The organism is Bacillus sp. JK74 (assembly GCF_053663395.1).
This window is the reverse complement of record NZ_JBSJQB010000001.1, coordinates 449527-463403: the sequence shown is the minus strand read 5'-3', so window position 1 is coordinate 463403 and position 13877 is coordinate 449527. Positions and strand designations below refer to the sequence as shown.

11 protein-coding genes are annotated in these 13877 nt (G+C 46.2%); 9 read left to right on the top strand and 2 right to left on the bottom strand.

What is annotated here, in order from left to right; all coding sequences use genetic code 11:
- Nucleotides 1-4 precede the first annotated feature (4 nt).
- Nucleotides 5-1549, top strand: a complete 1545-nt coding sequence (gene tagH / locus ACWJJ5_RS02370; protein WP_173612788.1) for a teichoic acids export ABC transporter ATP-binding subunit TagH — start codon at nt 5-7, stop codon at nt 1547-1549.
- 38 nt (nt 1550-1587) lie between these two features.
- Here tagH and galU read toward each other — a convergent pair whose 3' ends face one another.
- A complete protein-coding gene (gene galU, locus ACWJJ5_RS02365) occupies nt 1588-2472 on the bottom strand; it encodes a UTP--glucose-1-phosphate uridylyltransferase GalU (RefSeq protein WP_025853545.1) in 885 nt (294 codons plus the stop codon).
- A gap of 228 nt (nt 2473-2700) precedes the next feature.
- On the opposite strand from galU, the gene wecB reads away from it, so the two are divergent.
- A complete protein-coding gene (wecB, locus tag ACWJJ5_RS02360) occupies nt 2701-3840 on the top strand; it encodes a non-hydrolyzing UDP-N-acetylglucosamine 2-epimerase (RefSeq protein WP_015387618.1) in 1140 nt (379 codons plus the stop codon).
- Nucleotides 3841-3872: 32 nt separating this feature from the next.
- On the opposite strand, the gene tagU is transcribed toward wecB, so the two are convergent.
- Nucleotides 3873-4790 carry a polyisoprenyl-teichoic acid--peptidoglycan teichoic acid transferase TagU gene (gene tagU, locus ACWJJ5_RS02355; protein WP_003151369.1) on the bottom strand — a complete coding sequence of 306 codons (918 nt, stop codon included), beginning with the start codon at nt 4788-4790 and terminating at the stop codon, nt 3873-3875.
- A 181-nt stretch (nt 4791-4971) separates the two neighbouring features.
- Here tagU and ACWJJ5_RS02350 point away from each other — a divergent pair, with 181 nt between their 5' ends.
- From ACWJJ5_RS02350 to tuaD, 7 genes are all read left to right on the top strand, one after another.
- On the top strand, nt 4972-5289 hold the full coding sequence (locus ACWJJ5_RS02350) for a hypothetical protein (protein WP_003151370.1): 318 nt from the start codon (nt 4972-4974) through the stop codon (nt 5287-5289).
- A gap of 32 nt (nt 5290-5321) precedes the next feature.
- Nucleotides 5322-7442 (top strand): SpoIID/LytB domain-containing protein, encoded by a 2121-nt coding sequence (locus tag ACWJJ5_RS02345; RefSeq protein WP_454022163.1) that lies wholly within the window; start codon nt 5322-5324, stop codon nt 7440-7442.
- Between the two features lie 21 nt (nt 7443-7463).
- On the top strand, nt 7464-8954 hold the full coding sequence (locus ACWJJ5_RS02340; protein WP_454022162.1) for an N-acetylmuramoyl-L-alanine amidase: 1491 nt from the start codon (nt 7464-7466) through the stop codon (nt 8952-8954).
- 217 nt (nt 8955-9171) lie between these two features.
- Entirely contained in the window at nt 9172-9831 is a 660-nt protein-coding gene (locus ACWJJ5_RS02335; protein WP_003151373.1) for an exopolysaccharide biosynthesis polyprenyl glycosylphosphotransferase, read from the top strand.
- A 36-nt stretch (nt 9832-9867) separates the two neighbouring features.
- Nucleotides 9868-11316, top strand: a complete 1449-nt coding sequence (tuaB, locus tag ACWJJ5_RS02330) for a teichuronic acid biosynthesis protein TuaB (protein ID WP_454022161.1) — start codon at nt 9868-9870, stop codon at nt 11314-11316.
- Nucleotides 11313-12509, top strand: a complete 1197-nt coding sequence (gene tuaC, locus ACWJJ5_RS02325) for a teichuronic acid biosynthesis protein TuaC (protein ID WP_454022160.1) — start codon at nt 11313-11315, stop codon at nt 12507-12509. The genes tuaB and tuaC overlap by 4 nt, the downstream gene beginning before the upstream one ends.
- A gap of 4 nt (nt 12510-12513) precedes the next feature.
- A complete protein-coding gene (gene tuaD, locus ACWJJ5_RS02320; RefSeq protein ID WP_454022159.1) occupies nt 12514-13854 on the top strand; it encodes a UDP-glucose 6-dehydrogenase TuaD in 1341 nt (446 codons plus the stop codon).
- The last annotated feature ends 23 nt before the right edge of the window (nt 13855-13877 follow it).

Genomic DNA, 13877 nt, shown 5'->3' with positions numbered 1-13877 from the left:
TACGATGAAACTAAAAGTTTCGTTCAGAAATGTTTCAAAACAGTATTTTCTATATAAAAAACAGTCTGACAAAATTAAAGGATTGTTTTTCCCAAACAGAAATCAAAAAGGTTTTTTCGCTGTCCGAAATGTTTCTTTTGACGTCTATGAAGGGGAAACGATCGGATTCGTAGGTATCAACGGCTCGGGAAAATCAACGATGTCCAATCTGCTTGCAAAGATCATTCCGCCGACAAGCGGTGAGATTGATATGAACGGGCAGCCGTCTTTAATCGCGATTTCTGCCGGATTAAACAATCAATTAAGCGGCAAGGACAACATCCGTTTAAAATGCTTGATGATGGGTCTCAACAATCGGCAGATAGACGAGCTTTATGAAAAAATCGTTGAATTCGCGGATATCGGCGACTTTATAGATCAGCCTGTTAAAAGCTATTCAAGCGGTATGAAATCCCGTCTCGGTTTTGCCATATCGGCGCACATGGACCCTGACATCCTTATTATTGATGAGGCGCTCTCAGTAGGGGACCAGACTTTCTATCAGAAATGTGTGGACCGCATTACGGAATTTAAAGAACGCGGCAAAACGATCTTTTTCGTCAGTCATTCCATCGGACAGATTGAGAAAATGTGTGACCGGGTGGCTTGGATGCATTACGGCGAAATGCGTATGTTCGACGAAACGAAAGCCGTTGTAAAAGAATATAAAGCTTTTGTGGATTGGTTCAACAAGCTTTCAAAGAAAGAAAAAAAGAAATATCAAAACGAGCAGATTGAAGGCAGAACGCGGGCAGCCGAGGAACAGAAAATCACTCAGGCGCAGCAAAAGAAAGCGAAGCCTAAATTCATTGCCAATACGATACAGATTACGCTGCTTGCATTGCTGGCTGTCGGTGCAGGCGCTTCGATGTTTTCAGACAAGCCTCTGCGTGCGATCACATCTTTCGGTGACGTCAAACAGAGCGATGCCGGCCTTTATGAGTCTGTGAATAAACCTGCTTTGGTAAAAGCTGAAAAGGCGGACCTTTACACTGAAAAAGATATAAAAGGAAAAGCCTCCGCAAGTGTAAGTTTCGGCACGAAGGTGCAGATAGAAGCCGAGAATAACCAGGCGGCTAAAGTGAAATTAGACGATAAAGAGTACTTTATGAAAAAGACTGATTTGCATAAAGTGAACGCTTTAAAAAAGACGGATGTTCAGCTCAGCGATTTCAGCGGCAGTTTATCAAGCCAAACAGCAGAAGAGTTTCTCTCATATCTCAATAAAAGCCGGGACGATGTGCAGCGTAAATTGAAAAATCCAGCTGCGGGACAAACGGCTGACGGACGGAACGTATTAAAAGCATCCGATGCAAAAACGGATGTAGTGATTGACAATGATACAGTCTCCGAAGTGGTTTTTCATTTATCGCGCCCCGCAGACATCTCAGCTTTAAGTGAAAAAGGCGGCAGCAAAATCAATCAGAATTTGCTCATGCTTAAAAACCAGGAATATACTTTTTCTGTGAACAATGCTGATAAAACACTGACGGTAACGTCTGAAAAGTAAAAAACACATAAAAAAGCTGCCGGATTCGGCAGCTTTTTCTATTCGCCAGCTTCTTCTTTTTCAAGAAGATCCTTCATGAACGGAATTAATTTATGGCGGATATCCTGATCTTGTAAGGCAAATTCTAGCGTAGTCTCGATAAATCCGAGTTTTTCACCGACATCGTAACGTTTTCCTTCGAAATCATAAGCGAAGACACGCTGAATGTCATTGAGCTTTTGGATGGCGTCCGTTAATTGAATTTCTCCTCCTGCACCGACTTCCTGCTGTTCAAGGTACATGAAAATTTCAGGAGTGAAAACGTATCTTCCTAAAATAGCCAAGTTGGAAGGAGCTGTGCCCGGTTCAGGCTTCTCTACAAAATTTTTGACCTGGTAACGGCGGCCTTCATTTGTTAACGGATCGATAATTCCGTAGCGGTGTGTGTCGCTTTCAGGAACTTGCTGAACACCGATGATTGAAGACAATGTTTTTTCGTATTCATCCATCAGCTGACGAAGTCCCGGTTTTTCAGCCTGGACAATATCATCGCCGAGAAGAACGGCGAAAGGTTCATCGCCGATGAAGTTGCGTGCGCACCAAACGGCATGACCGAGTCCTTTTGGCTCTTTTTGGCGAATATAGTGGATATCCGCAATATTTGACGATTTTTTCACTTTTTGAAGCAGTTCGATTTTCCCTTTTTCTTCTAAATTGCGTTCCAGTTCAGGGGCATTGTCGAAATGGTCTTCTATTGCTCTTTTTCCTTTTCCGGTTACGATAATAATATCTTCGATTCCGGATTCGACAGCTTCTTCGATAATATACTGAATTGTCGGCTTATCAACGATTGGAAGCATTTCTTTAGGCATTGCTTTTGTAGCCGGCAAAAAACGAGTGCCTAAACCTGCTGCCGGAATAATGGCTTTGCGTACTTTCTTCACTGAATAACACCATCCTTGTTTCTGCAAAATCTTTTTTTCAGAACTATAACCTAGTCTTTTTCCACTTTACCACAATTGATTAAAATTCACACCTTTTAATCCGCTTTCAAAGAGTCTTATAAGGGTTTTTGCTTTGTCTGCCATTAAGCTTTACAATATCTAAGAAACGGCATAAATATGTTAACATGAAGGGATATCCGACATATAAAACGAGGTGCAGACAAACCGTTGAAAAAACTAAAAGTAATGACCGTATTCGGTACAAGACCTGAAGCAATTAAAATGGCTCCGCTCGTATTAGAGCTTGAAAAATATCAGGAAATTGATTCGCTGGTGACTGTAACCGCACAGCACAGACAGATGCTGGATCAAGTGCTTGAAGCATTCAGCATTACGCCTGATTTTGATTTGAATATTATGAAAGAGCGTCAAACGCTTTCAGAAATTACATCTCATGCTTTGCTGAAACTGGACAAGCTGTTTCAAGAAGTAAAACCAGATATCGTTTTGGTCCACGGAGATACGACGACAACGTTCGCCGGAAGCCTTGCCGCCTTTTATCATCAAATCGCCGTCGGCCATGTGGAAGCCGGTCTGCGTACGCAAAATAAATACTCTCCTTTCCCTGAAGAAATCAACCGGCAGATGACGGGCGTGATCGCTGATGTGAATTTTGCGCCGACAAGCCAGGCAGAACAGAATCTGCTTGCTGAAAATAAAAAGCCGGATTCTATATTTATCACGGGAAATACGGCGATAGACGCGCTTCAAACGACAGTGCGGGAAGACTATTCTCATCCGATTTTTGACAAGCTGGAAGGAAGCAGGATGATTCTTTTGACAGCGCACAGACGTGAAAATTTAGGCAGGCCGATGAAACAGATGTTTAAGGCCGTCAGAAGAATCGTTGAAGAGTTTGAGGACGTACAAGTCGTTTATCCCGTTCATTTGAATCCCGCAGTTCGTGAGGCTGCAGAAGCCCATTTTGCTGATTCGGACAGGGTGCATTTAATAGAACCTCTGGAGGTCGTGGATTTCCATAACTTCGCTGCGAAAGCAAATTTCATTTTGACCGACTCAGGCGGGGTTCAGGAGGAAGCGCCTTCTCTCGGAAAGCCGGTCCTGGTGCTTCGGGACACAACCGAGCGCCCCGAAGGAGTGAAAGCCGGGACATTGAAGCTGGCGGGTACAGATGAAGAAACGGTGTATCAGCTGACAAAACAGCTCTTAACCGATCAGGCCGAGTATGAACGGATGTCAAAGGCGTCAAACCCTTATGGTGACGGATCGGCCTCAAAACGGATTGCGGAAGAACTGCTTTATCGGTATGGCTATAGAAAAACCCGTCCGCAGCCTTTTACAGAATAAAAAAACTCTGCATCATATGCAGAGTTTTTTTATTATTTCAGGCTTTCTTTTAATTCTTTTTTGACTGAAGCGAGGCTTGCTTCATCTAATTTGTAATAATAGATATTGTTGATTCTCGTTCCCGTTCCCTTCAGTTCATGCTGAGTGACTTTGCTGCGGGCATTTTTATAGTCAGTCATAACCGTCCACATATCATCGAATGACATGTTTGTTTTCATATTGTTTTCAATGACCTTAAACATATCTCCGAATTTCGTGACAGACGAGATGTTTGCCCCCTTAGAAATAATCCCTTCAATCACTTGGCGCTGCCGCTGCTGTCTGCCGAAATCCCCCCGGGGGTCTTCTTTTCTCATGCGGGTGTAGGCAAGTGCTTCTTCGCCGTTCAGGCTGATGTTCCCCGTTCCGAAAGAATGCCCGTCGTAGTTGAAGGCGAACGTGCTGTTCACCGTAATCCCGCCGAGTGTATCCACGGTATCTTTGAAGCTCTCCATGTTTACTTTCACAAAATAATCTACCGGCACGTCAAGCAGGTCCTCGACGGTATCCGCGGCCATTTGGGTTCCGCCGAAGGCATAGGAGTGGTTGATTTTATCCATCGTACCTTTGCCGGAGATTTTCGTATACGTATCGCGCGGGATGCTGACCATTTCCGTTGTATTCGTTTTAGGATTGACGGTCATATAAATCATCGTGTCCGCGCGCCCTTTGTCATTTTTCCGCTCATCGACTCCCATGATTAAAACAGAAATCGGATCCTTCTTTCCGAGATCTATATCCGTGTCACGTTTGTCCGATTTTTTTAAGTCTTCCTGAATGCTTGCCACCGTTGAAGCCGCTTTGTGCCACAAGTAGTAGACGTAGCCTCCTGATGATAAAACTAACAGCCCGATGATTGTTACGATTGTCAGAAGAACCTTTTTCTTCTTTCTTTTTCGTTCAGCTCTCATTTGTCATCACCTTTTCTATTAACTTTCATGATGCAATTTACTAATCTTTATAAACCCAGTCATATTTTTACTTATAACCATGTAATAGACGAAATTCTTAAAAAAAAGGTTACAAAAAGACCTTAAAATTACCTTAAAAAAAAGTTAGTATAAGACGATACATAAAGATGAGGTGAAAAAAATGAAAAAAACTATTGCAGCTTCGTTCTTAATACTGCTTTTTTCTGTTGTATTGGCAGCGTGCGGAACGGCGGAACAATCAAAGAAGGGAAGCGGTTCTTCGGAGAACCAGGCTCAAAAAGAAACGGCATATTATGTCGGTATGGCGGATACGCACACAATTGAAGTAAAAGTGGATGATCAGCCCGTCAGCTTTGAATTTTCTGATGACTTCTCTGATGTTCTGAATAAATTCAGCGAAAATGACAAAGTCAGCATTACTTATTTCACAAATGATAAAGGCCAAAAAGAGATCAAGGAAATCGAGAAAGCAAAATAATACACCATGATCAGCAAAAGGCGGGATAAAAATTGAAGAAAACAATATGGGCTGTCTGTTTTTCTGTGATATTCAGCCTGGCTTTATTACCGGAAAGCACTTTTGCGGCCAGTTCTGATATCTCAGTAAAACTGACGAATTATATTGGTAATAAATCGACTCTGAATATCGAACCTTCAGGAACTTATAAACTGACGGGAAGCGATGTGTCCTCCGTTGTCAGATTGGGAGGCGCGTCCAAATATGATACGGCTAACGCCGCGACATCTAAGTATTGGAAAAACCCGTCCAACGTAGTCGTCGTGAATACGGACGCTTATTTTGCGGACACGCTTTCCGTCATTCCTTTAGCGAATAAACTGAAAGCGCCTGTTCTGCTGACTGAAGCGAAAAAACTGAGCAGCAGCACAGAAGCGCAAATCAAGAAATTCAATCCGGATAATATTTTAATCATCGGCGGGACGAACAGTATTTCGTCAGCCGCGGAAAAGACATTGAAGAAATACGGCCGCACGAAACGGATCAGCGGAAAAAACAGATATGATCTGTCCAAAAATATTGCGGCCGAAATGGGCAGCTATGACCAGGCGGTCGTAGTAACGGGGGATGTATATACGGATGCGCTGGCAATCGCGCCATATGCCGCGCAAAACGGCTATCCGATTCTTCTGACGAAAAAAGACTCCCTTCCGAGCTACAATCTGCCTAAAAAAGTGATCATCATGGGAGGCACTTCAAGCGTCAGCAAAGATGTGGAGAATCAAATTAAAAAGAAGGCCTCGGTCACCAAACGAATTACCGGATCAAACAGATATCAAATATCAGCAAACGCAGTCACTTCGCTTGGCATGGATGCAAGCAAAACGGTGGCTGCCAACGGGACTAAATTAGCGGACATCGTAGTCGGATCAAATATTGCCGCCGCAAATCACATGCCGCTTGTATACATCAAAAAAAGCGAAACACCCGCCGACGAGGCCGGCCTTTTTAAAACGAAAGGCACCTATTCTTATACATTAATAGGCAGCGCGAATTCAATTGCCGATTCAGTTAAGGCTGCTTACGCAAAAGAGTTTTATCTCGTAAACGGAAAGACGTACCGTATTGAAACGTCCGGCGGCAAATTAGGCGTTGCAGGCATTAACAGCGGAAAAACGTCTTTCAAGGCGGTTCCTGAAAAATATTCAACAGCAAACACAATCAGCATTGACGGGAAAGCATATCTGGGGAATATGAGTTTCACTGCGGAATCCGGCAAATATGTAAGACCTGTTAATGAAAACATTCCTTTTGAGGATTATCTGAAAGGTGTCCTGCCGAATGAAATGCCGGGAAGCTGGCCGACAGAAGCGCTGAAAGCCCAGGCTGTTGCCGCCCGCACCTACTCTATCGGCAAGATGGGACAAACAGTCGCGGATACAACGGCCTTTCAGGTTTACGGGGGATACAGCTGGTATCCAAACGCCACCGCAGCCGTTAACGGAACAAAGGGGAAAGTGCTCACTTATTCCGGCAGATTGATAGATGCCACTTACTCATCAAGCAATGGCGGTTACATGGAAGCCGGCGATGAAGTGTGGGGATCGAAAGTGCCGTATTTAGTAGCCAAAAAGGACACAAAAGATCCGGAAATCAGCTGGTCTTTAACATTGCAGAAGCAGCAGCTGCCAGCGGGTCTGGATATGAAAAATCCCGCATCCTGGTGGTCTAAAACAAACGAAGCAAATGCTGCGCAGCTCAGCGGAATAAAAAATTGGCTGATGAAAAATAAAGAAACCAATGCAAGTTCCATAAAAATTGCAAGCATCTCTGATCTCTCGCTCACCGGAAAAACAAAAGGCCAGCGCGCGGAAGACGCCGCGGTGAAGGTCACGTACCATGTGAATGACAAGTCGAAGGGCTATGTCATGAACAAGACTGCATCTGTTGAGGTGAAAGCGTCTGAACTCAGGACGATGATCGGAGCTTCATCTTTTAAAAGCACATACGCCAGTGCGTCCGGTAATTCTTCGCAAATCACGATATCAGGAAAGGGATACGGTCACGGCGTAGGAATGAGTCAATACGGAGCAAAAGAAAGAGCGGAGGCCGGAGAGCCGTATACTTCTATTCTTGCGTTCTATTATCCTAATACAGCACTTACAAACTACTAAACTTCTGTGGAGGAGATCGGATTGAAATTCATCATAAAATGTCTCCCCGTCTTTATTCTCGGGGTCATTCTATTTGTCCCTTCCGCTTTGGCTGACAACACGGTTAAAAGAATCGGCGGAAGCACCCGGTATGATACGGCTGTACTGGCGGCAAAACAATCATGGGGTGAAGCGAAAACGGTAATTATCACCGGCGGAACTTCATATGCCGATGCAATTGCCGCTGCGCCGCTTGCATATCAAAAAAATGCGCCGCTGCTGTTTACAAATAAAGATCAGCTGTCTGCCGGCACAAAAAAGGGATTAATTGATTTAAAAACGAAAAATGTGATTATCGTAGGCGGCACACCTGCCGTTTCGAAAAATACCGCAAATCAAATTGCTAAATTAGGCATCAGTGTCAAACGATTATCAGGGAGTACGAGATATGCCACAGCCGCAAAAGTGGCGGGTGAAATGACAAGATCTTCTACAGCCCTTGTGGTCAACGGGTTTGTTGATGCAGATGGAATGGCTGCGATTTCTTATGCGTCCGCTAAAAAATATCCGATTTTATTCACTAATGATTCAACGTTAAATGGTTCTACGTCCAATGCGATCAAAAGCTTAGGGATTAAAAACACGATTGTCATCGGCGGGACAAGCAGCATCAGCAGCTCACTTTATAATAAGCTGCCGAACCCTTCAAGAATCAGCGGCAAAAACCGCTATAACCTGTCTGTGAATCTTGCAAAAAAGACAGGCTTAAGCACAGGCTATACGTTTGTTACCAATGGCTTTAAAGAGGCGGATACCATCGTCGGAGGCGTGCTGAGCGCCAAACAGGGAAGAGTTCACCTGCTGACGAATGGAGACAGTCTGTCAAAAGACGTCCGGACGTATATCGGAAGTAAAAACATCACCAGCTTCACCGTCATAGGAAGTGCTTCATCTTTAAGCAACAATGCCGCGTCGCAGCTTAAAAATCCCGTTGTCGGCAAAACGGTCTTTATTGATCCGGGGCACGGCTATCAGGATTCAGGTGCAACCGGAAACGGCTTGCTTGAGAAAAATGTAAACCTTGATATCGCTACGCGTCTTAACAATCAATTATACGGCGCGGGCGCGCTTACTGTAATGTCGAGAAAGGGCGACACCTTTGATTCGCTTGAGGAGAGAGTGAACAAAGGGGCGAAGGCGAACGCCGATATTTTCATCAGCGTCCATGCAAATGCGAATGATAACAGCAGTGCAAACGGTACGGAGACGTATTATGATAAAACCTACCAATCGGCAAACAGTCTGAGGCTTGCCCAAAATATTCAGCCGAGAATGGTTTCTGCTCTCGGCACGCGTGACCGCGGTGTGAAAACTGCCGGATTTTACGTCATTAAGTATTCTAAAATGCCGAGTGTCTTGTTAGAAACCGGTTTTGTCACAAGCCCGATTGATGCCAATATTTTAAAACAATCAACGAAAAAGGAAAGACTCGCGGCGGGGATCACCCAAGGCGTTTCCTCCTATTTCAGATAATTTTTTTCATGGAAACAGACCAATCATACCGGTCTGTTTTTTTATTTTTTCATTATGCTTTGTCTCAAATATGGATATGAATAGATTTACAATAAAAAAACAATAATCAAAACATTCTAATAAACATTAACGTTTCCTTTACTTCCAATTAACATCCATCTGCTAAACTCACGGCATAGGTCATCAAACATCCCAACAAATCGTGAGGTGTGTGTCAGTGGGAGCAGAGAAAAGCATGAATGTAAATAATAACTATGCAGTGCGGCAGGGGACTTCCGCTGCCGTTACGGAAAGAACGGCCCGTTATTTGGCTTTTAAGCGATTCATGGACATTGTGTTTGCGCTTGCGGGGCTTTTGGCGGCGCTCCCGGTGATGGGCCTGTTCTCCATACTGATTCGTTTGGAGTCGCCCGGCCCGGCTTTTTACAAGCAGGAGCGGGTAGGCAAAGACGGGAAGCCGTTTTATTTGTATAAGCTCCGCTCTATGAAAATAGATGCTGAAAAATCGGGGGCGGTCTGGGCGCTGAAAAAGGATCCCCGCGTGACAAAGGTCGGCGCTTTTATCAGAAGGACCCGTATTGATGAGCTGCCGCAGCTGGTAAATGTGCTTCGGGGAGAAATGAGCCTGATCGGCCCGCGTCCCGAGCGTCCCGTGTTTACGGAACAGTTTCAGGCTGAGATTCCGGGGTTTACAGAGCGGCTGGCCGTTAAGCCGGGATTAAGCGGCTGGGCGCAGGTCAACGGGGGATATGACATGACACCGAGGGAAAAACTGATGTTTGACTTATATTATATCCGCAACCTGACCTTTTCATTGGAACTGAAGATTATGCTCAAAACGTGCAAAGTGATCTGGACCGGTGACGGGGCGCGATAAAAATTCTGGTCAGCAGACAAAAAAGTAGGGAAAACGATGCCTAGTATTACAAATCAAATTTTGAGCGGTGCCAAATGGACAAGTATTTCGACAGCGTGTATTACGGTCATTCAAATCGTTCAATTCGCCCTGCTCGGGCGGGTCATGTCACTGGCTGAATTCGGCCTTGTCGGCATGATCACAACGGTAGTGGTGTTTGCCCAAATTGCGCTTGATATGGGTTTTGGCGCCGCGCTCATTCAAAAAGATCATGTGACTGAAAAACAGATGTCTTCCTTGTACTGGCTGAATATCATAACGGGGCTTGCGCTGTTTGCGCTGCTGTTCTTCAGCAGTCCGCTCATTGCCGATTTTTATCGGCGGGAGGAGCTTGACTATTTAATCCGCGTGCTGGCCGTCATGTTTTTAATTGCGCCGATCGGTCAGCAATATCAGTATATGCTGCAAAAAGCGCTGGCATTTAACACGCTAAGCAAGATTGAAATCTTTTCAAATGTGCTGTCCTTCGTTTTCTTGGCGGCTGCGGTTTTTTATACGGACCCGATTCTCGCGTATGTGATTTCCCAGGTGCTGCTGCAATCGTCAAAAGGCATTCTGTACTGGGTGTCCTGCAGAAAAACATGGAGACCGGCGTTCGTTTTTGATCTGAAGGGAATGAAAGGCTTCTTTTCTTTCGGGGCCTTTCAGCTGTCTTCCCGGCTTGTGAACCGGCTCGGGGCGAATATTGATATGATTCTGATCGGCAGTTTTATCGGCGCCGAGGCGCTCGGCATTTACAATCTGGCCTACCAGATTGTCACGCTTCCGGTATTAAAAATCAATCCGATCATTACGAGAGTCGCGTTTCCCGTCTTTGCGAAAAACAAGCATGAAAACAGCGTGATCAGAGAAGGTTTTCTCAATATGACCAAAATACTCGCGCTGATATCCTTTCCGCTTTTGCTCGGTTTGGTTTCAGTATCGGATGCATTCGTGGCTTCGGTTTTCGGAGAAAAATGGCTGGCGGCTGTCCCGGTTTTAAACGTTCTCGCCATCGTCGGGATTTTAAGGGTTCTGATGAATCCGAACGGATCAGTGCTGCTGGCAAAAGGGCGGGCCGATCTGGCATTTTATTGGGACGCCGGGGTGATGCTGCTGTATGGTGCATCTTTGTACGCCGCCGTGCTGTCCGGAAATCTCTTGACGGTAGCCTGGACGTACGCTTTCATCAGCATCCTGAATTTCCTGATCGGGCGCTGGCTGCTGGCATATGTCATTAAGCTGCGGCTGTCGGCTTACTTCAAAGCCGTGGCCAAACCGTTTCTGCTTACGGCGGCAATGGGTGTCATCGCCTTTACAGCCAGCTTCGGAACGGAGCGGATCAGCCTTGATGTCAAGCTGCGGCTGGCGATCTCCGTAGCCTGCGGCGCATTGTGTTATTTATTCCTGTTAGGAAAAGCTTATCCGCATATGAAAAGTAAATTAAGAAAAGGACGTTTGCTATGAAGGTATTGTGGATGACAAGTGTATATCCGAGCAGTGAGAAGCCGGGAGAAGGTGTTTTTCATGAGACGCAGGCCCAAGAACTGAGAAAGCTTGGCGCGGAGATGACTGTCATTTGTCCGCGGCCGAAACTCGCCGCGCCATTCCGGGTGCTGAAAAAGACGTATCGGCAAAAGGATATAAGGCCGGCGCATGAATGGCGGAAAGGCGTGTCCGTCCACCGGCCGTTTTATCAGGCGGTTCCCGGGCAGCTGAAATGGGCGCAGCCGCATAAAAGAATGGCGTCATCGGTTCTTTCCGAAATTAAAAATCATGGCCTGAAGCCCGATCTGATTCACGCGCATTTCGCCATGCCGTCAGGCGGAGCGGCCGCCATTGTGTCAAAGGCTTTAGGCATCCCGTATGTGCTGACCTTGCATGGCAGTGATGTCAATGTCTATCCGCATTACAGCAAAAGCGCTCATCGCGCATTTACATTTGCGGTGCGGGAAGCAGCCGATATTTACGCTGTGAGCGGCAGTCTGCGGGAACAAATGAAAAAGCTCATCGAAGCGGAGTGCAGCGTGCTTCCGATCGGCATCACGCTTGACGCCTTCCGAAAAAGGAACGAGACGAAAGAAGCCGTCAGAAAACGGCTCGGCCTTCCTCCGGATAGAAAACTGATCGTGTTCATCGGCAGGCTTGTCAAAGAGAAAGGTGTTTTCGACTTATCAAAAGCCGTTCAGTCATTGGATGAAAGATATGAAGCTGTCTTTGTCGGTGACGGTCCCGCCGAATCTTCATTGCGTGAAGCCGCTCATATCGTCACGGGGCAAGTGCCGAACGACAAGGTACAGGACTATCTGCTGGCCTCGGATGTAATGGCGCTGCCGTCCTACAGCGAAGGCATGCCGACTGTGGTCATTGAGGCGCTCGCTCTGAAGGTGCCGGTGATCTGTACCGATGTCGGAGGATTGGCTTCTTTATTTGGGAAATATAGAGGTTTGCTGATCAAGCCGGGTTCACCTGGCACACTGGCAGAATCCATTCTGCAATATGACGAAGGAGAGGCTTGGACGCCGCAAACAGCCGAGGAACTTTCTCAAACCGTCCGCACGTATTTTGACGCAAGCCACAATGCGAAAACGCTGAAAGAGAAATACCGGTCCGTCATGAACCGGGCCGGGCAAGAGGAGAACCTTTCGAAAGAGGGATGAAGCTGTGAAAAAAATCGCTGTATTAGGAACAGGGTATGTAGGTCTTGTATCTGGAACTTGTTTTGCGGAAATCGGCCATCATGTGACTTGCTGTGACATCAATGAAGCGAAAATCAGAAGCTTGCAAAACGGAGTCATCCCGATATATGAACCGGGGCTTGAGGAATTAGCCGAAAAAAATGTCAGTGACGGGCGGTTATCCTTTACGGCCGATATTGAGCCGGCTGTGAAAGCCGCTGATATCATCTATATCGCCGTCGGTACGCCGATGTCAAAGACGGGTGAAGCCGATCTGACCTACATTAAGGCAGCGGCGCAAACAATCGGAGAACAGCTGAACGGATACAAAATCATTGTCACCAAAAGCACTGTTCCGGTCGGGACGGGAAAGCTCGTTTACCAAATCGTCAGCGAAGCGTCAAAGGGAACATATCCGTTTGATGTCGCGTCAAATCCTGAATTCCTCCGCGAAGGTTCGGCGGTGCGGGATACGATGCAGATGGAGCGGGCGGTTATCGGCGCCACAAGCGAACATGCCGCTTCGGTCATTGAAGAGCTTCATAAGCCGTTCCGTACGAAGATCGTAAAGACCAATCTTGAAAGCGCGGAAATGATTAAGTATGCCGCAAATGCTTTTTTAGCCGCCAAAATATCTTTTATTAACGATATCGCCAATATTTGCGAACGTGTCGGGGCGGACATTTCTCACGTGTCAGAAGGCGTCGGCCTTGACAGCCGGATCGGGAATAAATTTCTGCAGGCGGGCATCGGATTCGGCGGATCCTGCTTTCCGAAGGATACAACGGCTTTATTGCATATCGCAAACGCCGCCGGCTATCCGTTTGAAATGATGGAAGCCGTCATTGAAACCAATCAGAAGCAAAGGGTCCGTATTACGGAAAAATTGAACCGCGCCATCGGTCCCTTAAAAGGGAAAACCGTGGCCGTACTGGGGCTGGCCTTTAAACCGCATACAAATGACGTCCGCTCCGCCCCGGCTCTTGATATCATCACAAGTCTTAAAGAGCAGGGTGCTCACGTGAAAGCGTATGATCCGATCGCGATTCCCGAAGCGTCAGCGATATTAGGAGAAGGCGGCATTGAATATCACACAGAGATGTACAGTGCCATCAAAAACGCAGACGCATGCCTGATTACAACAGATTGGCCGGAAGTCAAGGAGATGGATCTTCAGAGAGTGAAGCAGCTGCTCAAACAGCCGGTCATCATTGACGGCAGAAATATGTTTCCGTTGGAGTATATGAGGGTTTCAGGATTCACTTATCATTCCGTCGGACGTCCGGCGGTTCATGCCGATCGGCAAATAAAAGAACTGGCAAGATAGAAAAAGATTTGTTTTCAGGCTCT

What these genes read in the sequence shown, in the direction of transcription:
- tagH (WP_173612788.1), top strand. Translation starts at nt 5, where the DNA reads ATGAAACTAAAAGTTTCGTTCAGAAATGTTTCAAAACAGTATTTTCTA.
- tagU (WP_003151369.1), bottom strand. Translation starts at nt 4,790, where the DNA reads ATGAGAGCTGAACGAAAAAGAAAGAAGAAAAAGGTTCTTCTGACAATC.
- ACWJJ5_RS02350 (WP_003151370.1), top strand. Translation starts at nt 4,972, where the DNA reads ATGAAAAAAACTATTGCAGCTTCGTTCTTAATACTGCTTTTTTCTGTT.
- tuaB (WP_454022161.1), top strand. Translation starts at nt 9,868, where the DNA reads ATGCCTAGTATTACAAATCAAATTTTGAGCGGTGCCAAATGGACAAGT.
- tuaC (WP_454022160.1), top strand. Translation starts at nt 11,313, where the DNA reads ATGAAGGTATTGTGGATGACAAGTGTATATCCGAGCAGTGAGAAGCCG.